The 23737-nt window shown below is 66.9% G+C and carries 23 protein-coding genes and 1 tRNA gene; 10 read left to right on the top strand and 14 right to left on the bottom strand.

Annotation, left to right across the window (positions count from 1 at the left end; translation table 11 throughout):
- Nucleotides 1-4 precede the first annotated feature (4 nt).
- Nucleotides 5-376, bottom strand: a complete 372-nt coding sequence (gene rpsL, locus ACN9MX_RS12945; RefSeq protein WP_007686591.1) for a 30S ribosomal protein S12 — start codon at nucleotides 374-376, stop codon at nucleotides 5-7.
- Between the two features lie 482 nt (nucleotides 377-858).
- Between rpsL and ACN9MX_RS12940 the strand changes: the two genes are divergently transcribed.
- Complete coding sequence (locus ACN9MX_RS12940; protein ID WP_363830634.1) at nucleotides 859-2037, top strand: M23 family metallopeptidase; 1179 nt, start codon at nucleotides 859-861, stop codon at nucleotides 2035-2037.
- Nucleotides 2038-2252: 215 nt separating this feature from the next.
- Here the strand turns inward: ACN9MX_RS12940 and rpsI are convergent, their stop codons facing one another.
- From rpsI to ACN9MX_RS12925, 3 genes are all read right to left on the bottom strand, one after another.
- Nucleotides 2253-2780, bottom strand: a complete 528-nt coding sequence (gene rpsI / locus ACN9MX_RS12935) for a 30S ribosomal protein S9 (protein ID WP_363738599.1) — start codon at nucleotides 2778-2780, stop codon at nucleotides 2253-2255.
- A complete protein-coding gene (gene rplM / locus ACN9MX_RS12930) occupies nucleotides 2780-3259 on the bottom strand; it encodes a 50S ribosomal protein L13 (RefSeq protein ID WP_007686594.1) in 480 nt (159 codons plus the stop codon). The genes rpsI and rplM overlap by 1 nt, the downstream gene beginning before the upstream one ends.
- Nucleotides 3260-3418: 159 nt before the next feature.
- Nucleotides 3419-4465: a COX15/CtaA family protein gene (locus ACN9MX_RS12925; RefSeq protein WP_363830631.1), complete on the bottom strand. Its 1047-nt coding sequence runs from the start codon at nucleotides 4463-4465 to the stop codon at nucleotides 3419-3421.
- Nucleotides 4466-4611: 146 nt separating this feature from the next.
- Here ACN9MX_RS12925 and ACN9MX_RS12920 point away from each other — a divergent pair, with 146 nt between their 5' ends.
- Nucleotides 4612-6648, top strand: a complete 2037-nt coding sequence (locus ACN9MX_RS12920) for a hybrid sensor histidine kinase/response regulator (RefSeq protein WP_363830628.1) — start codon at nucleotides 4612-4614, stop codon at nucleotides 6646-6648.
- A 13-nt stretch (nucleotides 6649-6661) separates the two neighbouring features.
- On the opposite strand, the gene ACN9MX_RS12915 is transcribed toward ACN9MX_RS12920, so the two are convergent.
- Complete coding sequence (locus tag ACN9MX_RS12915) at nucleotides 6662-7291, bottom strand: 2-dehydro-3-deoxy-6-phosphogalactonate aldolase (protein WP_363830625.1); 630 nt, start codon at nucleotides 7289-7291, stop codon at nucleotides 6662-6664.
- Between the two features lie 93 nt (nucleotides 7292-7384).
- On the bottom strand, nucleotides 7385-8284 hold the full coding sequence (locus tag ACN9MX_RS12910) for a 2-dehydro-3-deoxygalactonokinase (protein ID WP_363830622.1): 900 nt from the start codon (nucleotides 8282-8284) through the stop codon (nucleotides 7385-7387).
- A gap of 111 nt (nucleotides 8285-8395) precedes the next feature.
- Between ACN9MX_RS12910 and ACN9MX_RS12905 the strand changes: the two genes are divergently transcribed.
- From ACN9MX_RS12905 to ACN9MX_RS12885, 5 genes are all read left to right on the top strand, one after another.
- Nucleotides 8396-10198: an IlvD/Edd family dehydratase gene (locus tag ACN9MX_RS12905; RefSeq protein WP_363830619.1), complete on the top strand. Its 1803-nt coding sequence runs from the start codon at nucleotides 8396-8398 to the stop codon at nucleotides 10196-10198.
- Between the two features lie 74 nt (nucleotides 10199-10272).
- Nucleotides 10273-11850, top strand: coding sequence for an aldehyde dehydrogenase (NADP(+)) (locus ACN9MX_RS12900; RefSeq protein ID WP_426387045.1), 1578 nt, complete (start codon nucleotides 10273-10275; stop codon nucleotides 11848-11850).
- Nucleotides 11847-12860, top strand: a complete 1014-nt coding sequence (araD1, locus tag ACN9MX_RS12895) for an AraD1 family protein (RefSeq protein WP_363830614.1) — start codon at nucleotides 11847-11849, stop codon at nucleotides 12858-12860. The genes ACN9MX_RS12900 and araD1 overlap by 4 nt, the downstream gene beginning before the upstream one ends.
- The gene (locus ACN9MX_RS12890) at nucleotides 12857-13780 is read left to right on the top strand and encodes a Gfo/Idh/MocA family protein (protein WP_363830612.1); all 924 of its coding nucleotides are present in this window, start codon (nucleotides 12857-12859) and stop codon (nucleotides 13778-13780) included. The genes araD1 and ACN9MX_RS12890 overlap by 4 nt, the downstream gene beginning before the upstream one ends.
- A gap of 17 nt (nucleotides 13781-13797) precedes the next feature.
- Entirely contained in the window at nucleotides 13798-14553 is a 756-nt protein-coding gene (locus ACN9MX_RS12885; protein WP_133652647.1) for a FadR/GntR family transcriptional regulator, read from the top strand.
- A 42-nt stretch (nucleotides 14554-14595) separates the two neighbouring features.
- Here the strand turns inward: ACN9MX_RS12885 and ACN9MX_RS12880 are convergent, their stop codons facing one another.
- The 7 genes from ACN9MX_RS12880 to yajC all read right to left on the bottom strand — a co-directional run bounded on the left by ACN9MX_RS12880 (nucleotide 14596) and on the right by yajC (nucleotide 21420).
- Nucleotides 14596-16104 carry a YifB family Mg chelatase-like AAA ATPase gene (locus ACN9MX_RS12880; protein ID WP_363830609.1) on the bottom strand — a complete coding sequence of 503 codons (1509 nt, stop codon included), beginning with the start codon at nucleotides 16102-16104 and terminating at the stop codon, nucleotides 14596-14598.
- A gap of 81 nt (nucleotides 16105-16185) precedes the next feature.
- Nucleotides 16186-16857: an RlmE family RNA methyltransferase gene (locus tag ACN9MX_RS12875; RefSeq protein WP_363738581.1), complete on the bottom strand. Its 672-nt coding sequence runs from the start codon at nucleotides 16855-16857 to the stop codon at nucleotides 16186-16188.
- Nucleotides 16854-17972: a Ppx/GppA phosphatase family protein gene (locus tag ACN9MX_RS12870; RefSeq protein ID WP_363738579.1), complete on the bottom strand. Its 1119-nt coding sequence runs from the start codon at nucleotides 17970-17972 to the stop codon at nucleotides 16854-16856. Before ACN9MX_RS12870 ends, ACN9MX_RS12875 begins: the two co-directional genes overlap by 4 nt.
- 103 nt (nucleotides 17973-18075) lie before the next feature.
- Nucleotides 18076-18360, bottom strand: coding sequence for an MTH938/NDUFAF3 family protein (locus ACN9MX_RS12865; protein WP_414714660.1), 285 nt, complete (start codon nucleotides 18358-18360; stop codon nucleotides 18076-18078).
- Nucleotides 18361-18473: 113 nt separating this feature from the next.
- A complete protein-coding gene (gene secF, locus ACN9MX_RS12860; RefSeq protein ID WP_363738577.1) occupies nucleotides 18474-19460 on the bottom strand; it encodes a protein translocase subunit SecF in 987 nt (328 codons plus the stop codon).
- Nucleotides 19461-19475: 15 nt separating this feature from the next.
- On the bottom strand, nucleotides 19476-21077 hold the full coding sequence (gene secD, locus ACN9MX_RS12855; protein WP_426387044.1) for a protein translocase subunit SecD: 1602 nt from the start codon (nucleotides 21075-21077) through the stop codon (nucleotides 19476-19478).
- A gap of 7 nt (nucleotides 21078-21084) precedes the next feature.
- Nucleotides 21085-21420: a preprotein translocase subunit YajC gene (yajC, locus tag ACN9MX_RS12850; RefSeq protein WP_363738575.1), complete on the bottom strand. Its 336-nt coding sequence runs from the start codon at nucleotides 21418-21420 to the stop codon at nucleotides 21085-21087.
- A 189-nt stretch (nucleotides 21421-21609) separates the two neighbouring features.
- Between yajC and ACN9MX_RS12845 the strand changes: the two genes are divergently transcribed.
- The 3 genes from ACN9MX_RS12845 to ACN9MX_RS12835 all read left to right on the top strand — a co-directional run bounded on the left by ACN9MX_RS12845 (nucleotide 21610) and on the right by ACN9MX_RS12835 (nucleotide 22643).
- Nucleotides 21610-21686: transfer RNA gene (locus ACN9MX_RS12845), tRNA-Pro, on the top strand.
- Nucleotides 21687-21823: 137 nt separating this feature from the next.
- Nucleotides 21824-22363, top strand: a complete 540-nt coding sequence (locus ACN9MX_RS12840; RefSeq protein WP_363830606.1) for a glycoside hydrolase family 108 protein — start codon at nucleotides 21824-21826, stop codon at nucleotides 22361-22363.
- 10 nt (nucleotides 22364-22373) lie between these two features.
- A complete protein-coding gene (locus ACN9MX_RS12835) occupies nucleotides 22374-22643 on the top strand; it encodes a 3TM-type holin (RefSeq protein ID WP_363755454.1) in 270 nt (89 codons plus the stop codon).
- Nucleotides 22644-23145: 502 nt separating this feature from the next.
- Here the strand turns inward: ACN9MX_RS12835 and ACN9MX_RS12830 are convergent.
- The gene (locus tag ACN9MX_RS12830) at nucleotides 23146-23685 is read right to left on the bottom strand and encodes a hypothetical protein (protein WP_363830604.1); all 540 of its coding nucleotides are present in this window, start codon (nucleotides 23683-23685) and stop codon (nucleotides 23146-23148) included.
- Nucleotides 23686-23737: the final 52 nt, after the last annotated feature.

The following is a 23737-nucleotide window of genomic DNA, read 5'->3' as shown; positions in this document are numbered from 1 at the left end:
CCCCTTACTTCGGACGCTTGGCGCCGTACTTCGAACGGCTCTGCTTGCGGTCCTTGACGCCCTGGGTATCCAGAACGCCGCGCAGCACGTGATAGCGCACACCGGGAAGGTCGCGCACGCGGCCGCCACGGATCAGCACAACGCTGTGCTCCTGAAGGTTGTGGCCTTCACCCGGAATATAGGTGATGACTTCGCGCTGGTTGACCAGGCGCACCTTCGCCACCTTACGGAGAGCCGAGTTCGGCTTCTTCGGGGTCGTCGTGTAAACACGGGTGCAAACGCCGCGCTTCTGCGGGTTCGCTTCCATGGCAGGGACCTTCGACTTGGTCTTCTGCAGCTCGCGGCCCTTGCGGACCAGCTGGTTGATTGTTGGCATGAAGCCCTTCACCTTTTTCAGTTACTTTACCGCATGCATTTCCCGCGTTCCTTGCGGTCTGGAAAGCAATCGCCTCCAAACAGCAAAGGCCCCGGCGGAAACCCGCCCGGAGCCGCAAGAGCACCGGCAATGTTCAGCTCTGACGCCCCCAGAACCGGGAACTGGCGCGAACGAATCCGTCCAGCCGGGCCTTTGGGCAGGCGCGCCTATATCCATGTGGGGGACGCGGGTCAAGAACCGGCCGAAAGATCGGGCGCTGCCCTCCGGCGCAGGCGGCCCGCCGATCAGTCATCGGTCATCAGGCAATCGCCCGGAAAAAATCCGGTGGATCGGAACCAATGGCACGGATCCACGTTTCACCCCGTTCATCCTTCGACTCGTCACGAGTCCGTTTTGGCGGATTCGCGCGACTCGGATTGTTTTGTTAGCGCCCCGTTCACTTAAAAAGAAATGCGGGGTCGCAATTGTCGCAACGGAGCAAGGTGAGGGTGCCTGCCCTCTGGGCCAGCATGGCTGCCCACTGTTCGAAGCTGTGCCCGGAACGGGAAATTTTCCTGCACTCGGGCGGCCAGATGAAGTTCATCCGCATTTCGCGCCGGACGCAGCTTGTCGCGCTCGGGCTGCTTTCCTGCGCCCTGGTCGGGGGCGCGGGGCTCACTTTGTCCATGATCTCCCGCAGCGCGGAGATCGAGCAGGAACGTGACTCCCTCACCGCAAGGGGCAAGGCCGTCGCGAGCACCGCCAGCCAGGTCGAGCGCTATCGCAAGTCGGTCGACCAACTCGCGCAGGAGCTGAAAGAGCGCCAGGATTTCATGGACGACCTCTACCGCACCCATTTCGGCCAGGAGGACGCCGTTTCCGCCAGCGATGTGGTCGGCAAGGCCGACGGCGGGGCCAAGCACGGCACGTCCAAACTGGACACGAAGATCAGCGTCGCGCCCGAAGCCGCCACGCTGTTCCAGATCGATGCGCGGCAGCGCCGTTTTGCCGCCTTGCTGACCAGCGCAGTCCAGCATCGCGCCGACAAGGCCGCCGCCGCTATCCGCAGCTTCGGCCTCAACCCCAATGGCCTCGCCCGCACCGCCGCGCGCGCGCAAGGCGGACCCTTCGTTCCCTGGGAAGGCCAGGACGCCCTGCCGGGCGAGTTCGAAAAGCTCGCCAGTGCGCTGTCGCGGATGGAATTTCTGGAAGCCAGCCTGCTCGCCATCCCCTCCGGCAAGCCCACGGCAACGCCGATGCTGAGCAGCAGCTATGGCTATCGCAGCGATCCGTTCAACGGCCATGCGGCCTTTCACGCGGGGCTGGATTTTCCCGGCAGCATGGGTCAGCCGATCCTGGCCGCCGCATCGGGCAAGGTCAGCTTCGTGGGCCAGCGCAGCGGCTATGGCAATGTGGTCGAGGTCACCCATGGCAACGGCATCCTGACCCGCTATGCCCATCTTTCCGGCTTCAACGCGCGGGTCGGCCAGCCGGTAGCCCGTGGCGACACCATTGCGCGCATGGGCTCGACCGGCCGCTCCACAGGTCCGCATCTCCATTTTGAAGTGCGGGTGAACGGCAACGCCATCAATCCCCGCCGCTTCCTGGAAGCCCGCAAGGACGTCCTCCAGATCCAGCAGATCGCGACGGCGCGCCTGGCTGATGTCGGCGATCGCGGCTAAGGCGGTTTCCACACGATCGGCCGTGATCGCCGGTTAGGAGATCGCGGCTTTTCCGTCCGATCGAACCGGTTCGGCCATTCCGGATCCCGTCAATGCCTCCCCGATTGCGAGGAAGACGGCGGACCCTTGACATGCCCGACCGCGAGGGTCCCATCTGCCCGAAAAGAAAAGGGGCCGGAAAACCGGCCCCTTTGCATTGCTGTCGATCGAACCGATCAGCGCTTCGAGAACTGGAAGCTCCGGCGGGCCTTGGCCTTGCCGTACTTCTTGCGCTCGACGGCGCGGCTGTCGCGGGTCAGGAAGCCTTCGGCCTTGACCGCGCTGCGCAGCGCCGGCTCATATTTGGCGAGTGCCTGGGCGATGCCGTGCTTGACCGCGCCGGCCTGGCCCGAGAGGCCGCCGCCCTTGACGGTGGCGATCACGTCATACTGACCTTCGCGCTCGGTGACGCCGAAGGGCTGGTTGATCACCAGACGCAGGGTCGGGCGAGCGAAGTAGATTTCCTGGTCGCGGCCATTGACCGTGATCTTGCCGGTGCCGGGCTTTACCCAGACGCGGGCGACGGCGTCCTTGCGGCGGCCGGTCGCATAGGCGCGGCCGAGGCTGTCGATTTCCTGGGCGCGCAGCGGAGCGGCAGGCTGAACCGGCGCGATCGGGGCGTCGGCGGCGGGCGCGGCAGCGGCAGCCGGCGCGTTGGCGGTCAGCGACGCGAGGTCGGACAGGGACTGGCGGTTATCGGTCATTATGCACCCACCTTGTTCTTGCGGTTGCGCGACGCGAAGTCGAGCACTTCGGGGTTCTGCGCGGCGTGCGGATGTTCGGCGCCGGCGAAGATGCGCAGGTTGCGCATCTGCTGACGGCCCAGCGGGCCGCGGGGGATCATGCGCTCAACGGCCTTTTCCAGGACGCGCTCGGGGAAACGGCCTTCCAGAACCTTCTGGGGGGTGGTTTCCTTGATGCCGCCGGCATAGCCGGTGTGCTTGTAATAGACCTTGTCGGTCAGCTTGCGGCCGGTGAACTTCACCTTTTCCGCGTTGATGATGATGACATTGTCACCGCAATCAACGTGGGGGGTGAAGCTCGGCTTGTGCTTGCCGCGCAGGATGTTCGCGACGGTCGAGGCGAGGCGGCCGACGACGAGGCCTTCCGCGTCGATCAGAACCCATTTCTTTTCGACCGTGGCCGGGGTTGCCGGCTTGGTGGTCTTCATCAGCGCCTTCATGGTGCCAATACTCCAAGAATGAAACAGTGAATTGAACGCTGTTGCCAGCTTTCAGAAGATGGCGGCTAATGACGGGTAGGGCCGCGCAAGTCAAGCGATTCGGCGGCTTTGCTGACGGGTAAAATAATACCCGTAAAGCCGACATGCGCGCGACCGCGCCTATCCCCGGCGTTCCCCCAGGGCATGGGCGCCCCAGGTGGCCGATGCGACCACCAGCGCGCCGACCGCCTGGTGCAGCACCGCCAGCGGCAGCGCGATGCCGCTGACGACCGTCGCGATGCCCAGCGCGATCTGCGTGCCGACGGCGGCATTGATCGCGATCGAGGGGCCGCGCTGTCCCGCCTGCTTCGCCATCCTGGCGAGCATGATCAGCATGAACGCCGCCACCCAGGCCCACCAGCGGTGGATGAAATGCACCAGATAGGGGTCGCTGGAGACGGTCGCCCAGAACGAGCCGAGCCATTCGATTCCCTGCGGCACGAGATGGTCGTTCATCAGCGGCCAGGTGTTGGAGACATAGCCTGCATCCAGCCCGGCCGTGAACGCGCCGAACAGCAATTGCACCATGAGCGCCAGCAGCGCGGCCACGGCGAAGGGGTGCAGCATGGCCGGCTTCGCGAAGGGCGTCCTGGCACGTGTCAGCAGGTCGAGGGCGGTCCAGATCAGGCCGCCCATGATGAACAGCGCCGTCAGCAGGTGCACCGCCAGCCGGTAATGGCTGACATCGGTACGGACCGACAGGCCCGATTCCACCATCCACCAGCCGATCGCGCCCTGAAGCCCGCCAAGCGCGAGCAACGCGACGAGGCGCGGGCCGTAGCCCTGGGGGATCGTCCGTTTCCACGCGAACCAGAGCAGCGGCAGCGCGAAGGCGACGCCGATCAGCCGCCCCAGCAGCCGATGCACCCATTCCCAGAAGAAGATGAACTGGAAATCGCCCAGCGTCATGTCCTGCCGCAATTGCCGATATTCGGGGATCTTCTGATAATCGCGGAAGGCGTCCATCCACTGGTCGTGGGTCAGCGGCGGAATGGCGCCGCTGATCGGTTTCCACTGGGTGATCGACAGGCCGGATTCGGTCAGGCGGGTGATCCCGCCGACCACGACCATGCAGAAGACGAGGGCGGCGACCGTCAGCAGCCAGCGCGCGATCGGCGCGGGGCGTGGGACGGCGTTGGCGGGTCGGCTCAAGGTCATCGCAGTCATGGACCCGATCCATGCGCGCTTGTCCCGCGGGTTGCAAGGATAACCCTGAACCATGAACAAAAGGTCATAACGCCTTGTGCATGAAGGGATACAAAGCGCGGGAGGGGCGTATCTCGTCCCATGAGCATATTGATCGAGGATAATCAATGAGCGGCGCGCGGGGCATAGGGGAGATGATCGCCGCCCAGGGCGCGCTGGGCGCGCTGACCGCGCGCATCGACGCCGGGTCGCCGCTGGGGCCGGTTGACGGCTGGTCCCCGGCGCTGGTGTCGGCGGTCCGGCTGATGCTGTCGTCGCAGGCGGAGATCGTGCTGTTCTGGGGTCCGGAGCTCTGCGCGCTCTATAATGAAGCCTATGCGCCCACGATCGGGGACAAGCATCCCCGCGTGCTCGGCCGCCCGGCGCGGGAGGGGTGGACGGAGCTTTGGGACGATCTGGAGCCGCTGCTGCGCTCCGTCGTCGAACAGGGGCAGCCGGTGCATGCCAAGGACCGGCCCTTCTATATCGAGCGGGCCGGCGGGCTGGGCGAACAGGTGTTCTTCGACATCAACTATTCGCCGGTCTACGAGGCGGACGGCTCCATCGGCGGCGCGCTCTGCATCGTCAGCGAGACCACCAAGAGGGTGATAGCGGAAAAGGAGATGCGCGCCGATCGCGCCCGTCTCTGGGCATTGGCGCGCGACCCCTTCCTGGTCGCTGACCGGGACGGCACGTGGCTGGCCGCCAGCCCGGCCTGGACCGACATATTGGGTTGGAGCGAGGCCGAGCTGATCGGCCGCACGTCCGAATGGATGGAGCATCCCGACGATCTGGCGAAGACCAGGGGCGAAATCGCCGCCCTGGCGCAAGGCATGCCGACGGCGCGGTTCGAGAACCGTTTCCGGGCAAAGGACGGCAGCTACCGCAATTTCAGCTGGACGGCGGTGCCCGAAAACAACCTCGTCTATTGCGTCGCCCGCGACGTGACCGAGCAGCGCGCCCGTGCGCGGGCCCTCGCGGACGCCGAGGATGCGCTGCGACAGGCGCAGAAGATGGAGACGCTGGGCCAGTTGACCGGCGGCGTGGCGCATGATTTCAACAATCTGCTGCAGATCGTCACCGGCAATCTGGAACTGCTGCAACGCGACCTTCCCGAGGATCAGGCGCGGCTGCGGCGCGCGGCGGACAATGCGATGGCGGGCGCGGAGCGCGCGGCGCTGCTGACGCAAAGGCTGCTCGCCTTCTCTCGCCGCCAGCCTCTGGCGCCCGAACGAATCGATCCCAATCGGCTGGTGAGCGGCATGTCCGACCTGCTCAACCGCACATTGGGCGAGACGATCGAGGTGGAGACGATCCAGAGCGCGCGGATCTGGCCGGTCGAGGTCGACGTCAACCAGATGGAGAATGCGTTGCTGAGCCTGGCGGTGAACGCGCGCGATGCCATGCCGGACGGCGGCAAGCTGACCATAGAGGTCGCCAACACCCATATCGACGAGGCTTACGCCGCGCAGGAGGCGGAAGTGTCGCCCGGCCAATATGTGCTGATCAGCGTATCCGACACGGGCCAGGGCATGGACGAGGACGTGCTGAGCCACGCGATCGAGCCCTTCTTCACCACCAAGGAGGTCGGGCGCGGCACCGGGCTGGGCCTGTCCATGGTCTATGGTTTCATCAAGCAGTCGGGCGGCCATATTCGCGTCTATTCCGAACGCGGCCATGGCACGACGGTCAAGATATACCTGCCGCGCTTCTACGGCCCCCTGCCCGACAATGACACGGGCACGGTCAGCCGGGCCACGCCGGTATGCGGCGGCGACGAGACGGTGCTGGTCTGCGAGGATGACGACAAGGTGCGCGCCTATACCGTCGATGTGCTGAAGGAACTGGGCTATCGGGTGATGGAGGCGGACAACGGCGCGGCGGCGCTGCAGGCGCTGGAAATGGCGTCGGAGCCCATCGACCTGCTGTTCACCGACGTCATCCTGCCCGGCGGCATGACCGGCGCCGACATGGCCCAGCAGGCGCGGGCGCAGCAGCCGGGGCTGAGGATATTGTTCGCCACCGGCTATGCGCGCAACGCCATCATTCATCACGGCCGGCTCGATCCGGGCGTGGAACTGCTGACCAAGCCCTTCACCTATGCCGAGCTGGCCGCCAAGGTTCGCGACATGCTGGACCGAGACGACGCGCGGCAGGCGGGATGAAGCCTCCCGGCGGTCAGAGCGACCGCCGCCAGGCGGCGACCAGTTCGACCGCCCGGTCCCGCACCGAGGCGCCGCCGTCGCCCGGCCGGTAGAGCGCACCGCCGACGCCGATGCCTTCGCAGCCGGCGGCCAGCCATTCCCCGATCGAATCCGCGCCGGTGCCGCCGACCGCCCAGATGCCGACATGGCCGGGCAGCACGTCCTTCAGCGCCCTTACATAAGCGGGGCCGAGACGGGCGGCGGGAAACAGCTTGATCCGGCGCGCGCCGGCCTGCACCGCGGCGAAGGCCTCGCTGGGCGTCATGAAGCCGGGGAGAAGCTCCAGTCCCAGTTCCGCCCCGCGCGCGATCACCTGCATGTCGCTATTGGGCGTCACCATGATCCGTCCGCCAGCGCCATGCAGTTCCTCCACCGCCGTCACGGACAGTACCGTGCCGCCGCCGATCAGCGCGCGATCGCCATATTCGGCCTGCATTGCAGCGATGCTGCGAAGCGGATCGGGGGAGTTGAAGGGCACTTCGAGAATGCGGATGCCGGATTCGATCAGGACGTCGCCGATCTCCAGCGCTTCTTCCGGCCGGAGACCGCGCAGGATCGCGCAAATAGGCGGCGCGCCGTCGGCCAGCAAATCATCGAGGGTCATGGTGGTACTCCGTTGGAATAGGGCAGATGCGCCGGGGACGCCGAATGCTCCCGCCAGCAGGAGGTGGGGGAATGAAATGGTCCCCATCCCTCATCAGGAAAGGCCGAGGCCGGCGAGCGCGCAGGCATCGCCCTCCAGCACCTGCGTCGCCAGCCCCCGCCTGCCCAGCGCCTGGACATAGAGCATCGAGAGGCGGCCGTCGCCGATCAGCAGGATATCGTCATCCTGTTCCAGCATGTCCGCGACTTCCGCGATCTCCGCCCCGATCAGCAGGCCGGACAGATAGCCCGCCGCCCACTGGGCCGATCGCCCCGCCCGCAGCCGCATGCTCCGCGCGGCGAACAGGGAGGAGAGCAGCCGCCCTCCCTCCGCACGCGCCAGGCCTTCGGCAAAGCCCTGCGCCTCCTGCGCGGGATCGGACTGGTCGGTCTGCGCGCCGAGGGTGGAATGGTCCCGCAGCAGCGCGAAAAGCTCTCCCGTCGGCATGGTGCGGAAGGTGGTGACATGGCCGTCCTCCACCACCGCCCATTTATTGTGCGTGCCGGGCAGGACGACCAGCCGGCGGCCCTGGCCCAGCGCGGGATCGCGCGCGATGGCGCCGAAGATCTGCGTCTCCTCCCCGCGCATCACGTCGGGCGCGCCGTTCGGGTTCGTGCAGGCAAGGCCGGCCATGATCGCGACGGGCACGCCACGCCATTCGAACCGGGCCGACGCCATGCGCCAGGCGACGGCGTCGGCCGGACAGTCCGCATAGGGCGCCTCCACCCAGCCGTCGCGGGCGCCGGCCATGCCGCACAGGCGGATCTGCGCGGGTGCGGCCTGGTCCAGCCAGGGGCCGATGGTGGCAGCGAAGGCCGCCTCCGCCTGTCCCCGCGCCGCGGCGATGCCGGGGCCGTCATGACGCGCCGTCACGCGGCCCTGCTCCACCCGGAACAGCCTCAGGCGGCTGGTGCCCCAGTCCCCGACAACCTCATAGCGGCCCATCAAATCCATCACTTTGTCCGAAGCATCCTTGATATTCTATTTGTATGAGTATATCGGAGAGGCAAGCGGGTCAACTTGCCCGGAATAAAATGGTCATTTTCTTCGACAGGTGCCTTTTCCATGAATGATTCGTCCAAGCCCGTTAACAAGCTTCGCAGCCGCGCCTGGTTCGACAATCCAGACAATATCGACATGACCGCGCTCTATCTGGAGCGTTACCTGAATTTCGGCCTCAGCCTGGAAGAACTGCGCAGCGGCAAGCCGATCATCGGCATCGCCCAGACCGGCAGCGACCTCAGCCCGTGCAATCGCCATCATATGGTGCTGGCCGAGCGCGTGCGCGAGGGCATTCGCGAAATGGGCGGCATTGCGCTGGAATTTCCCGTCCACCCGATCCAGGAAACCGGCAAGCGGCCGACGGCGGGGCTGGACCGCAACCTGGCCTATCTGGGACTGGTCGAGGCGATGTACGGCTATCCGCTGGACGGAGTAGTGCTGACCACGGGCTGCGACAAGACGACGCCCGCGCTGCTGATGGCGGCGGCGACGGTCAACATCCCCGCCATCGCGCTGTCGGTCGGGCCGATGCTGAACGGCTGGTTCAAGGGCGAGCGGACGGGTTCGGGCACGATCGTGTGGCATGCGCGGCAATTGCTGGCGGCGGGCAAGATCGACGATGAGGGCTTCATCAAGCTGGTGGCGTCGTCGGCACCCTCCACCGGCTATTGCAACACCATGGGCACGGCGACGACGATGAACTCGCTGGCCGAGGCGCTGGGCATGATGCTGCCGGGTTCGGCGGCGATCCCCGCGCCCTATCGCGACCGGCAGGAGGTCGCCTATCGGACCGGCAAGCGCATCGTCGAGATGGTGGCGGAGGACCTGAAGCCCTCCGACATCCTGACGCTGGACGCCTTCCACAACGCCATAGTGGTGAACTCGGCCATTGGCGGGTCGACCAATGCGCCGATCCACCTGACCGCGATCGCGCGCCATGTCGGTGTCGACCTGCCGCTCAAGGATTGGGAGACGGTGGGGCACAGGGTGCCGTTGCTGGTGAACCTCCAGCCCGCGGGCGAATATCTGGGCGAGGATTATTATCGCGCCGGCGGCGTTCCGGCCGTGGTCGGCCAGTTGATCGGGCAGGGACTGATCCGCGAGGGCGCCATGACCGTCAACGGCAAGACGATGGGCGAGAATTGCAGGGGCGCGGAGATCGAGGATGAAAAGGTCATCCGTCCCTTCGCCCAGCCGTTGAAGGAAGAAGCCGGCTTCCTCGTCCTGTCGGGCAATCTGTTCGACGCGGCGGTGATGAAGACCAGCGTGATTTCGGACGAGTTCCGCCAGCGCTATCTGTCCAATCCCGAAGATCCCAATGCCTTTGAAGGACCGGCGGTCGTGTTCGACGGACCGGAGGACTATCATGCGCGGATCGACGATCCCGCCGTCGGCATCACGCCCGACACGCTGCTGTTCATGCGCGGCGCGGGTCCGGTCGGCTATCCGGGCGCGGCGGAGGTGGTGAACATGCGGCCGCCCGCCTATCTCATCACCGAGGGCGTGTCCGCCCTGCCCTGCATCGGGGACGGGCGCCAGTCGGGCACGAGCGGGAGTCCCTCCATCCTCAACGCCTCGCCCGAAGCGGCGGCGATGGGCGGCCTTGCGCTGCTCCAGACCGGCGACCGGGTGCGGATGGACCTGAACAAGGGTGTGGTGAACGTCCTCATTTCCGACGAGGAACTGGCGAGCCGCCGGGCGAAGCTGGTGACCGAGGGCGGCTATCCCTATCCCGCCTCGCAGACGCCCTGGCAGGAAATCCAGCGCTCCGTGGTCGGCCAGCTCAATACCGGCGCGATCCTGGAGGGCGCGGAAAAATATCAGCGCATCGCCCAGACCATGGGTCTGCCGCGCGATAATCACTGATCCCCTTTTCGGCATTGATCCCCTTTCGGCACTGATCCCCTTTCGGCACTGATCCCCTTTTCGGAGTTTTCCCCATGTTCAACGGAGCCATCCTTGTCGGCGCGAGCGAGCGCCAGGGCGGCGCACCCTTCTTCGCCATCGACCCGTCGACCGGCGCGAAGGGCGAGGTCGCCTTCCACAACGCCTCGGCCGCCGATGTCGCGGACGCCTGCGCGCTGGCCGATGCCGCGTTCGAGAGCTTCTCGACCCTGACGCCAGACGCCCGCGCCGCCTTTCTGGAGGCGGTGGCGGACGGCATCATGGCGATTGGCGACCTGCTGATCACCACGGCCATGAGCGAAACCGGCCTGCCGCGCGGCCGGCTGGAGGGCGAACGGGGCCGCACCGTCGGCCAGCTTCGCCTGTTCGCCGGCTATGTGCGCCAGGGCGACTGGCTGGACGCGACCATCGACAAGGCCCTGCCGGAGCGCCAGCCGCTGCCGCGCAGCGACCTGCGTCGCGTCAACCAGTCGGTCGGCCCCGTCGCCGTGTTCGGCGCGTCCAACTTCCCGCTCGCCTTCTCCGTTGCGGGCGGCGACACGGCATCGGCGTTCGCGGCGGGTTGCCCAGTCGTGGTGAAGGGCCACCCGGCCCATCCCGGCACCGGCGAACTGGTCGCCCGCGCCATCGCGACGGCGGTCAGGGAAAGCGGCCTGCATGAAGGCGTATTTTCCTACCTGCCCGGCACGACCAACGACCTTGGCGGCGCGCTGGTGGCCGATCCGCGCATCAAGGCGGTGGGCTTTACCGGGTCGCGCGGCGGCGGCCTGGCCCTCATGAAGATCGCCGCCGAGCGCGCCGAACCGATCCCGGTCTATGCCGAAATGTCGAGCATCAATCCGGTCGTGCTGCTGCCCGGCGCACTGGCCGCCCACGCCGAGGCACTGGGGACTGCCTTCGTCGGATCGCTGACCCTGTTTTCGGGCCAGTTCTGCACCAATCCGGGCCTGGTGATCGCGCTCGACAGCCCCGACCTCGACCGCTTCGTCGCTTCGGCCGCAGAAGCGCTGTCGGGCAATGCGGCGCAGGTCATGCTGACGCCCGGCATCCATGCCGCCTATGAAAAGGGCGTCGCCGCCCTGTCCAGCGCGGAGGGCGTCACCACGGTCGCGCGCGGCGTCGCGGGAGACGGCGTCAATCGCGGGCAGCATGCGCTGTTCGCCACCAGCGGCGATCGCTTCCGCGCCAATCCCGCGCTGGCGCATGAGGTGTTCGGTTCCTCCTCCATCCTCGTCAAATGCGCGACCGTCGAGGAGATGATCGCCACCATCGCCGATCTGGAGGGCCAGTTGACCGCGACGCTGCAGATGGAGGAGAGCGATCAGGCCGATGCCGCCCGGCTGCTGCCCACGCTGTCGCGCAAGGTCGGCCGCGTGCTCGCCAATGGCTGGCCGACCGGCGTCGAGGTGACCCATGCCATGGTCCATGGCGGTCCCTTCCCGTCGACCTCCGACGGGCGCTCCACATCCGTGGGCACGCTCGCCATGATGCGCTTCCTGCGCCCGGTCTGCTATCAGGATGTGGCCGACGCCGTGCTGCCGCCCGCCCTGCAGGCCGCCAATCCCTGGCAGCTCAACCGCCGTGTCGAGGGCAGGCTGGAGATCGCCCGGTGACCCTGCCCCCCGATCAGTCCCCCGATCAGTCCGCCATCCGTTCGCTGGTGCAGTTCGAGGAAGGCGGCCGTCGCGGTGTCGCCGCCCTCGACGCCAGCGGCGCGGCCCGGCGCGTGGAGGGCGCAAGCTCCACCCGCGCGCTGGCGCTGGAGGCGATTGCGGCCGGAACGGCCCTCGCCGCCATGGCGCAAGCGCGCCTGGGCGGAGCGGTGGACCTTTCCACCGTCCGGCTGCTCTGCCCCATCGATCATGAGGATGCCGCGCATCTGCTGGTCGCGGGCACCGGCCTTACCCATCTTGGCTCGGCCGAAGGGCGCGACAAGATGCACAAGGCGGCCGCGGCGGGTGAACTGACCGACAGCATGCGCATGTTCCTGATGGGCGTGGAGGGCGGCAAGCCCGCCGACGGTGGCATCGGCGCGCAGCCCGAATGGTTCTACAAGGGCGACGGCCAGAGCCTGATCCATCCCGGCGAGGATTTCGCCATGCCCGCCTTCGCGGAGGATGGCGGGGAGGAGCCGGAGGTCGCCGGCATCTACCTGATCGACGCGGACGGCACGCCGGTCCGGCTGGGCTTTGCCCTGGGCAATGAATTTTCCGATCACGTCACCGAACGGGGCAATTATCTGTGGCTGGCGCACAGCAAGCTGCGTCAGGCGTCCCTGGGGCCGGAACTGCTGCTGGGCGACCTGCCCGACGATCTGCGCGGCACCAGCCGCATCGTCCGCAACGGCGAGACAGTCTGGGAAAGGCCGTTCCTATCGGGCGAAACCAACATGTCCCACCGCATCGACAATCTGGAACATCATCATTTCAAATATGGTCTGTTCCGTCGTCCGGGCGACATCCACGTCCACTTCTTCGGCACGGCCACCCTCTCCTTTTCGGACGGCTTCGCGACGCAGGAAGGCGACGTGTTCGAGGTGGAGGCCGCGCCCTTCATCCTGCCCGTGCGCAACGGCCTGCGCCGGGCGGCCGATGAAGGCCAGACAAGGGTGAAAGTCCTATGACCATCCGGGCAGGCCTTGTCGGCCTGGGCAAGATCGCCCGCGACCAGCATCTTCCCGCCATCGCGATGACCGAGGGCATAGAGCTGGTCGCGGTCGCCAGCCGCAATGCGCAGGCGGAGGGCGTGAACAACTATCCCGATCTGGACGCGATGCTGGCCGGGGAGCGGGACATGGACGCCGTCATCCTCTGCCAGCCGCCGCAGGTCCGATACCAGGCGGCGCGGCAGGCGCTGCTGGCGGGCAAGCATGTCTTCCTGGAAAAGCCGCCCGGCGCCACGGTGTCGGAAGTGGAGGCGCTGACCGCCCTTGCCCGCGCGCAGGGCGTCACCCTCTATGCAAGCTGGCACAGCCGCTATGCCGCGGCGGTCGCCCAGGCGAAGGCGTGGATGGCGTCGCGCACCATCAGGCGCATCGACATCCAATGGCGCGAGGATGTCCGCCATTGGCATCCGGGCCAGCCCTGGATCTGGGAAGCGGGCGGCTTTGGCGTGTTCGATCCGGGCATCAACGCCCTGTCGATCCTGACGGAAATCGTGCCGGAGCCGGTGACGATGCTGTCCGCCAGCCTGGAGGTGCCGGAAAACAAGGACGCGCCGATCGGCGCCGCGCTGCGCATGGCGACGGCTTCCGGTGCGGCGGTGGAGGCGGTGTTCGACTGGCGCCAGACGGGGCCGCAGACATGGGACATCGCGGTCGAGACCGCGAACGGCAGCCTGCTGCTGTCGGAAGGCGGCAACATGCTGCGCCTGGACGGGGAGATCCAGCTCAAGGCGCCGGACCAGGAATATCCCGCCATGTATCGCCGCTTCGTCGATCTGGTGGCACAACGGGCGATCGACGCCGACATCGCGCCGCTGCGGTTGGTGGCGGACGCCTTTCTTTGTGGCCGGCATTGTCCTACGACGGCATTTGAGGACTGAACAGGGGGAACAGGGCAGTGGGAAGCGAGCGCAAGGACGGACCGGAACGCAAATTTCCGACGGACGAGGGCTCGCTGCGCATCCACCAGGCGATCGCCCGGCAATTGGGCACCGCGATCCTGACGGGCGTCCACAAGCCCGGCGACCTGTTCGAGGGCGAGATCGAGGCGTCGGTGCGGCTGCACGTATCCCGCACCGCCTATCGCGAGGCGGTGCGCATCCTGATCGCCAAGGGCATGCTGGAAAGCCGGCCCAAGGCGGGCACCCGCGTGCTGCCACGCAGCCGCTGGAACGTGCTGGACCCGGAAATGCTGGCGTGGATGTTCGCGGGCGAGCCGGACCGCGATTTCGTGCGCGACCTGTTCGAACTGCGTGGCGTGATCGAGCCGGCGGCGGCCGAATTCGCGGCGCGGCGACGGACCGATGAGCAACTGGCCGTGATGGCGGCCGCGCTCGACGAGATGGAGAAGCATGGACTTTCCACGCCGGAGGGCCGGTCGGCGGACCAGCGTTTCCACCATGCGGTGCTGGCCGCGACGCATAATGACGCGCTGGCCGCGCTGGCAAGTTCGGTGGGGGCGGCGGTAAGCTGGACCACCACGTTCAAGCATCGCAAGAAGCTGCTGCCGCGCGACCCCCTGCCCGATCACAAGGCGGTCCACCAGGCGATCGCCGCCCGCGACACCGCCGCCGCGCGCAACAGCATGGTGGAACTGCTGCGGCTGGCCATGGCCGACATGGACGTGGTGATGGCGGAACCTCGCAGGCCCTGAGCCTGGCGCGGCGACGGGAAAGCCCCCGTCAGTTCAACTCCCTCAGTTTACGGGGGCGCGCCGCCGGTAGCTGAGCGCTTCGGCCACATGGACGCGCCCGACGCGCTCCGCGCCCGCCAGGTCGGCGATGGTGCGCGCCACGCGCAGCACGCGGGTATAGCCGCGGGCGGACAGCTTCATCGCCGCGGCCGCCTGCGCCAGCAATTCGCGCCCGGCCTGATCCGGCCCGGCAACCTCCTCCAGCCTTTCTCCATCCACCTCGGCATTGGTGCGAAGCCGCGTGCCGTCATAGCGCCGCGTCTGCACCGCCCGTGCCGCCGCGACCCGTGCGGCGACCTCCGCCGATCCCTCGGCGGGAGGCGGCAGGACCAGATCGGCCGCCGTCACCGCCTGCACCTCCACATGCAGGTCGATGCGGTCGAGCAGCGGTCCCGACACCTTGGCCTGATAGTCCGCCGCGCAGCGCGGGGCGCGGGAACAGGCCAAGGCGGGATCGCCCAGATGGCCGCAGCGGCAGGGATTCATCGCCGCCACCAGTTGCACCCGCGCCGGAAAGGTCACATGCGCATTGGCCCGCGCGACGGTGACTTCCCCCGTCTCCAGCGGCTGCCGCAGCGAGTCGAGGACGGTCCGCTGGAATTCGGGCAGTTCGTCGAGGAACAGCACGCCCAGATGCGCCATGCTGACCTCGCCGGGCCGTGCCTTGTGCCCGCCGCCGACCAGCGCCGCCATGGAGGCGCTGTGATGCGGATTGCGGAAGGGGCGGGCGCGGCTGATCCGGCCGCTCTCCAGCGTGCCGGCGACGCTCGCCACCATGGATGTTTCCAGCGCCTCGCCCGGCGTCAGTTCGGGCAGGATGCCGGGCAGGCAGCTCGCCATCAGCGACTTGCCCGCGCCGGGCGGGCCGACCATCAGCAGATTATGGCCGCCCGCCGCCGCGATCTCCAGCGCGCGCTTGGCGCTTTCCTGGCCCTTGACCTGGCGCAGGTCGGCGGTCCGCGCCGGCGGCTGCACTTCGCCGGGCTGCGGGGGCGACAGGGCGGCAGCGCCCTTGAAATGGTTGAGGATCGCCAACAGGTCCGGCGCGGCGATTACCTCCACCTGGCCGGCCCAGGCAGCTTCGGCGCCCTGCGCCACCGGGCAGACGAGGCCCAGTTCCCTCTCCCCGGCATGAAGCGCAGCGAGCAGCACGCCAGGCGTCGGGGCGATGCGGCCGTCCAGGCCCAGTTCGCCCACCACGACATAGCCCGCAAGCGTTTCGGCATCGATCACGCCCATGGCGCCCAGCAGCGCCAGCGCGATCGGCAGGTCGAAATGCGACCCCTCCTTGGGCAGGTCGGCGGGGGAAAGGTTCACGGTGATGCGCTTGGGCGGCAGCGACAGGCCGATGGCTGCGATGGCGTTGCGCACCCGCTCCCGGCTTTCCGCGACCGCCTTGTCAGGCAGGCCGACGACGATGAAATTGGGGAGGCCGGGCACGAGCTGGCACTGAACCTCCACGCCGCGCGCTTCCAGCCCCAGATAGGCGACCGTCGATACCGTCGAAACCAATGATGTTCCCCCAACGCCCCAAACGGCCTGCCTTCGCAGGAACAGGCAGGCATTTCAATCTCTTGGTAGAGATGAGCGGGATCAGCCTTCTTCGGCGCGCCCCTTGAAGCCCTGGGCCACGACATACCATTCGACGCTGCCCTTGCGGCTGGCCGGCGGCTTGGCGTGCTTGATCGTGGTGAAATGCCTTTTGAGGATGGCGAGCAGGTCGGCGTCCGTGCCGCCCGCGAACACCTTCGCCACGAAGGTGCCGCCCTTGCGCAGATTTTCGACGGCGAACATGGCTGCCGCCTCGACCAGTCCCATGGTGCGCAGATGGTCGGTCGCCGCATGCCCGACGGTGTTGGCTGCCATGTCGGAAATGACCAGGTCGGGCGCGTCGCCCAGCGCCTCGGCCAGAAGAACGGGCGCCTTGTCGTCCATGAAGTCCATCTGGAACAGCGTGACGCCCGGAATGGGATCGGTCGGCAGCAGGTCGATGCCCACCACCTTCGCCTTGGGGCAGAGTTTCCGCACCACCTGCGCCCAGCCGCCCGGCGCCACGCCCAGGTCGACCACGGCGCGGGAACCCTTCACGAAATGGAATTTCTCATCCAGTTCGATCAGCTTGAAGGCGGCGCGACTGCGCCACCCTTCCGCCTTGGCGCGGCGGACATAGGGGTCGTTCAACTGTCGTTCGAGCCAGCGGGTGGACTGTGCCGTCCGCCCCTTCGCCGTCTTGACCCGCACCTTGCCGGCACCAGTGCCTCTCACATCTTCACTCCGTCGCGGTCCATCAGGCCGCGCAATATGCCCTCGCGAATGCCGCGATCGGCCACGCCCAGTCGCAGGGCGGGCCAGATGTCGAGGATGGATTCCAATATGGCGCAGCCGGCCACGACCAGGTCGGCCCGCTCCGTCCCGATGCAGGGCAGCTTCTGCCGTTCCGCCAGCGGCATGGAGGACAGCCGCGCCGAAATCGCCCGCATCGACGTGGAAGGGACGATCAGCCCGTCAATCGCCTGCCGGTCGTAGCGCGGCAGGTCGAGATGCAGGCTGGCGAGCGTCGTCACCGTGCCCGATGTGCCCAGCAGGCGAATATCGGCCTGCGGCGAGGGCAGTCGGCGCGCCAGCGGCGCGAAGGCGTCCGCCACACGCGCGCGCATCCGGGCATAGGCCGACAGCCGGTCCATGGGATCGGCATGATCGAACGCCTCGCTCTCCGTCAGGGAGACGACGCCCCAGGGCGCGCTCACCCAGTCGACGATATGCGGCGCGCCCGCGCGATTGGCGTCCACCAGCACCAGTTCGGTCGACCCGCCGCCAATGTCGAAGATCAGCGCTGGCCCATCGCCCGGCTCCAGCAGCGCGTGGCAGCCCAGCACCGCCAGCCGTGCTTCCTCCTGCGCGCTGATGATGTCGAGGGCGATGCCGGTTTCCCGATAGACCCGCTGGATGAATTCAGCCCCGTTGGAGGCGCGGCGGCAGGCCTCTGTCGCGACCGAACGGGCCAGCGTGACATGCCGGCGGCGCAGCTTGTCGGCGCAGACCGAGAGGGCCGAAATCGCCCGCTCGATGGCTTCGTCGCTGATCCGGCCGGAAGCGGCAAGCCCCTCCCCCAATCGCACGATACGCGAAAAGGCGTCGATGACGATGAAGCCGTCCGCCGAGGGTTTGGCGATCAGCAGGCGGCAGTTGTTCGTGCCGAGGTCAATCGCCGCATAGGACCCCCGGCCCCGCAGCGCGTGAGGCAAGAGGCCCCGTGATTTCGACGGGGGAGTGAGGGCCGCAGCCTTGCTCCCATTGCCCGGACCGGAACGGACCCCCTTGCCCGAAATTCCGCCGGCCGGGCCGGAACTCTGCGGCGATGGGCGGCTGTGCTGCACCATGGCCGTATCTCTTTTCTTCTTCGCCAGCGCCGAGAGGCGCCGGAACTTGCCCCAAGAGTAGGCAAAGGAAGAGGAAAGCGCAAGGCGGGGCGGACAGCCCCCCTCAGACAAGCGGCATGAGGGCCGCGACGATCCACCGTTCCTCCGCGCGCAGCACGCCCCAGGCGCGGGCGGCGGCGCGGCTGTCCATCACCTCCACGCCGATCCCGCGGCCTTCCAGTTCGCGCACGAAGGCGCGCGGCGGCTGGCGCAGGGCCGCGCCGGTGCCGACCAGCAGGAATTCCGGCGGGACATCCAGGTCGAGCAGGTCGCCCAGATCCGCGACGGTCAGCGCATCGACGGCGGGGGCATGGCGCCAGGCGAGCGCCCGCACGGGAGACAGCAGCAGGCCGTCGGGAAAGACATCGTCCCTGACGCGAAAGCCGCGACCCTGAAAGCCGGTGACGATCGGCCCCTGCCCCGCATCATCGCGGCGCAGCTCTATCCCGGACCTGTTCCCGTTCAGGGCCGCGCCCCGTCGTCGCGCGGGCCCATGCGCTCCGCCTGGGCGGCGGGATTGGCCTTGCTCGCCTTCTTCTCCGCCGCGGCGGGGGACAGGCCAAGGCTGATCAGCAGTGAGGAGGAGACATAGACCGAGGAATAGGTGCCGACGATGATGCCCAGCATCATGGCCGCAGTGAAGCCGCGCAGCACATGGCCGCCCAGCAGCAGCAGCGCGCCCAGCGCCAGCAGCACGGTGAGGGAGGTCATGACGGTACGCGGCAGCGTCTCGTTGACCGACAGGTCGATCAGCGACTTCATGTCCATCTTGCGATATTTGCGCATGTTTTCGCGGATGCGGTCGTCGATCACCATCTTGTCGTTGATCGAATAGCCCACGATCGTCAGCACGGCGGCGACAATGTTGAGGTCGAATTCCAACTGGGTGATGGCGAAGAAGCCCAGCGTCATCAGCACGTCGTGCATGATCGCGACGAAGGTGGAGACGCCGAACTGCCATTCGTAACGGAACCAGGAGAAGATCGCGATGCCGATCACCGCCAGCATCACCGCCAGCACGCCGTTCTGGATCAGCTCGCCCGAAACCTTGCCCGACACCGTGTCGTAGCGGGAGAAGGTGACGCCGGGGAATTCCGCCGTCATCGCCTTGCGCGCCTTTTCGACGATGGCGTTGGCCGCGCCCGCGCCGCCCTGTTCCGGCAGCGGCAGGCGGATCTGCACTGTCCTGGGATCGCCGAACTGCTGGAGCGAACCGTCGCCCACGCCCAGCCGGTCGATCACGCCGCGCACCTTGTCGGTTTGCGGCGGCGTTTCGAACTTCGCCTCGATCATCAGTCCGCCGACGAAATCGACGCCGAGATTGAGGCCCTTGTAGAAGGTCGCGCCGACCGCGACCACGGTCAGCAGCGCCGTCAGGGCAAAGGCCCAGTGGCGCAGCTTCACAAAGCCGATATTGGTGTTGTCCGGGACGAGCTTAAGCAGTTTCATGTTTCTCTCCGCCCGTCAGATGTGGATTTCGGTCGGGCGCTTGGCGCGAACCCAACGCGACACCAGCAGGCGCGTGAAGGTGACGGCGGTGAACACGCTGGTCGCGATGCCGATCAGCAGCACGATCGCGAAGCCCTTGACCGGACCCGACCCCAGAGCGAGCATGATGCCGCCGGCGATGGCGTGGGTCACGTTCGCTTCGAAAATGGTGCGGCTGGCTTCCTTATAGCCATGTTCGATCGACTGGACCACATTGCGGCCCCGACGGCGTTCCTCGCGGATGCGTTCGTAGATCAGCACGTTGGCGTCGACCGCCGTACCGATGGTCAGCACGAAGCCGGCGATGCCCGGCAGCGTCAGCGTCGCGCCGAGAATACCCATCACGCCCAGGATCACCAGCACGTTGATGGCGACGGCCAAATTGGCGTACATGCCGAAGCGGCCGTAGCTCAGGAACATGAAGGCCGCGACGGCGACGACCGCGATGATCGAGGCGGTAAGGCCGGCCTTGATCGAGTCGGCGCCCAATTGCGGACCGACCGTGCGCTCCTCCACCACGGTCAGCGCGACGGGCAGCTTGCCCGACCGCAGCGCGATCGCGAGCTGGTTCGCGCTTTCCACCGTGAAGCTGCCGCTGATCTGCGCGCTGCCGCCCAGGATCGGTTCATTGATGTTCGGCGCCGACAGCACCTTGCCGTCCAGGATGATGGCGAAGGGACGGTTGACGTTCTGCGACGTCACCTGGCCGAATTTGCGCCCGCCCGCACCATTGAAGCGGATGTTGACGATCGGCTCGTTGCCCTGCTGGTTATAGCCCTGCTGCGCGTCGGTCAGGTCTTCGCCCGACACCATGACCTGCCGGTAGACGGCGATCATCGGCGGCCCGGCCGGATTGGTCGGATAGGGCAGCACTTCGCTGCCCACCGGGGCGCGGCCCTGCGCGACTTCGGCCGGGTTGGCGTTGACGTCGACCAGCTTGAATTCCAGCTTCGCGGTCTGGCCGAGCAGATCCTTCAGCGCCTTGGGATTCTGGAGGCCCGGCACCTGCACGACGATGCGGTTGTCGCCCTGCTGCTGGATGGTCGGTTCGCGCGTGCCCATCTCGTCGATGCGTTTGCGGATGACTTCGGTCGCAACTTCCATCGCGCCCTTGACCGCATTGTCGATGCCCGCCTGGGTCGGCGTGATGACGATGGTGGAGCTGTTCACCACCTCGACATTGAAATCGCGCTGGCCGGTGAGGCCCGCACCCTGCGTCAGCGGACGGATGCGCTCGATGGCGGCATCGACTTCCGACGGGTTGCGGACCATGAAGCTCAACTTCCCGTCGCGGCTGGAAATGTCGCCGATCGCGATCTTGGTGTCGCCGCGGCGCAGTTCCGTGCGGACCTGCTCCTCCATATTGGCGAGCCGCTGCTTGGCCACATCCTGCGTCGATGCTTCGAGCAGCAAATGGCTGCCGCCCGACAGGTCGAGGCCCAGATTGACGCGGGTCTGCATGAATTTGGGCAACTGCTCGACCACCCGGTCAGGCAGGAAGCTCGGCACGGCGCAGGCTATGCCGATCAGCAGCGGCGCCAGAATCGCAAAGACCGCCCAGCGGGGAAAGTTCAGCATGGACGTCTCAGTCGTTCGCGGGCTTGGCGGTGGCGGGATCGATCACGTCGGTCAGGGTGGACTTCACCGCCTTCACCTTCATGCCCGGCGCCAGTTCGACCTCGGCATAGAAATCGTCGACGCGGACCACCTTGCCGACCAGGCCGCCGCCGGTCACGACCTGATCGCCCTTCTTCACGGCGTCGATCTTGGCCTTGTGGTCCTTCATCTTCTTTTGCTGCGGACGGATCAGCAGGAAGTAGAAGACGACGAAGATCAGGACCAGCGGGGCCATCTGAACCAGCATGGAGGCGCCGGACGATTCCCCGCCCGCGGTTTGGGCAAAGGCTGGAGATATGAACATGCTTGGGACTTTCGCCTTCTTCTCTTGTCCTGTCGCGGGCGCAGACAAACGCCCACAGATCAAGGGCGCGCGGCTAACACAGATCGCACGGCTGAGGCAACATGATTAGGGTTTCCGACGAATGCGCAAAAAGCCTGCATCGAATGGCTTGCATATTCGCCAAACTGCTTCTAATTGCGCCGCTCCGGTCGGGACGTAGCGCAGCCTGGTAGCGCATCACACTGGGGGTGTGGGGGTCGGAGGTTCGAATCCTCTCGTCCCGACCAAATTTCCGGCAGGGCTTTTTTCAGCCTGCCTGGTTTCCTTCCCTCGCCGGATGACCTGCCTCAGCGCTTTTCCGCTGTCCTACAGCTAACCAAATGGGATAAATGATCCGCCTTTCGGAAACAGGAGGGCGGTTTTCATGGATATTGCGGCTATGATCGACGAGGTCATCGCGCGGGAGGGCGGCTACAGCAACCATCCGGCGGATCGCGGCGGTCCGACGAATTTCGGCATCACCCAAGGCGTGGCGCGGGAAAACGGCTATGGCGGCGACATGCGGGCGCTGCCCAGGTCGGTGGCCGAGATGATCTATCGCCGGCTTTATTGGGAGAAGCCGGGTTTCGCCTTTGTCGCCGAACTGGCTCCGGCGGTGGCGGAGGAACTGTTCGACACGGCCGTGAACATGGGGGCCACGGTCGCGGGCGGCTTTCTTCAGCGGGCGTTGAATGCCCTCAACCGCAACGGGCGGGATTATGCCGATGTGAAGGTGGATCGGGCCGTGGGCGCGAGGACGCTCGCCGCGCTGGGCGCATTCCTGGCCGTGCGCGGGCCCGCGGGAGAGAAGGTGTTGCTCAAGGCGCTGGAGGCGCTTCAGGGCGAGCGCTATCTGGCGCTGGCCGAGAGCAGGCCCGCCAACGAGGCCTTTCTTTACGGCTGGCTTGCCAATCGGATCGGTTAGGAGGGTCGGCATGACCTCTACGCGCAGGCGCATCGCGCGCGACCGGTGGACGCTGTCGGCGCGTCCCGCCTTTCTTTATGTGATGTACGGACTGCTGCTGTGGTCGGTGCCGCTGGGGCTGATCGGCGGGGTGCGCCCCGACGTGGCGGCGGGGATCATTCGGGCGATGCAGGCCTATTTCAGTGCCTTGCCCGAACCGCTCTATGCGCTCTTTGGCACCGGTTATCTCGGATATACGGCGGCGCGGGCCTGGGGGAAGGCAAAGGGGGTGGAGCGCTAGGACGGATCGATCGCGGGGTGAGGCAGGAGCGATCTTCGCGCGCCTATATCAGGCAAGACCGCGCCACATATGAGAGGGGCCGCTGGAGGGATAAGTCTCCAGCGGCCCATCATTGACATGGTCAGCGGCCGGAAGTGCCGCCCAAGGGAAACGTTGGTTCGCGCTATTCTGCGGATAGGGCGCTTCGCCTGCGGAACCGCAGTCGACAGTCACCGGATGTCTGCAAAACCGACGCTATGGCGTCGCTCAGCGGCGCGTTCCCCGAATGGACTTGACCGACCCCATTGCTGAACCATGAGACATCGGATCACCTCCTTTCGCTAGTTGAAGCCCCTATAGCCGTTCCCGGATACTGGTCCTTCGCCGTCTATGAAATGATATGTGAATCAGACGGGCCGCCAGTTCAAGGCTTGTAAAATTCTTTTTTCGAATCATACTTCTGCGTCCGCCGATCGCAGGTGATTTACCGTCACGTCGACGCAGTTCACCGGAAATCAAGGACTTAGGCGCGGCAGTCCTCGACGACGCGGCTCACCTCCGCCCAGCTTGGCAGCACCAGCATCTCCATGCCCTGCACCTCGACCGCGAAACGGCCCCGGCTATAGGCGATTTGGTCGAGCGTGGCGTCGCTCGCGGCGCGGATCGCCTGCGTCGCGGCGATGGTCCCGGCGGGGGCGCTTGCGGGCCAGTTGACCGCGCCATAGCTGGTCCGCACCGTCATTGCCGCCTGCGCCGGGCCGGGCCGCAAAAGCGCGATGCGGCGCGTCGCGCGGTCGCAGCGGATGATGAACTTGCTGCTTTGCGCGTCGGCGCCGAACAGGGCGACCGATCCGGCGCCGTCCACCTGATAGCGCCAGTCGCCCGCCGTGGTCGGCCGGTCCTGCCAGTTGGCCGGCGGGGGTGGAGGCGGCGCGGGCCTGGCGACGGGGGCCGGGCGCGGCGCGGGCACGGGCGCAGGTGCGCGCTGCGCAGGCGCGCCGACGCAGGAAGCCAGCACGGCCAGGGCGGCCACGGACAGGATGGAGGGCAGAGTGAAGCGCATCGCGCCTTCATGCCCCAGGGAACAGGATTGCATCAACCCGAAAAGGGCGCGA

The sequence above is a fragment of the Sphingobium sp. R-21 genome (genome assembly GCF_049913335.1).
GTDB lineage: Bacteria > Pseudomonadota > Alphaproteobacteria > Sphingomonadales > Sphingomonadaceae > Sphingobium.
Note: the sequence above shows the minus strand (reverse complement) of the source record. Positions and strands in the feature narration are given on the sequence as shown.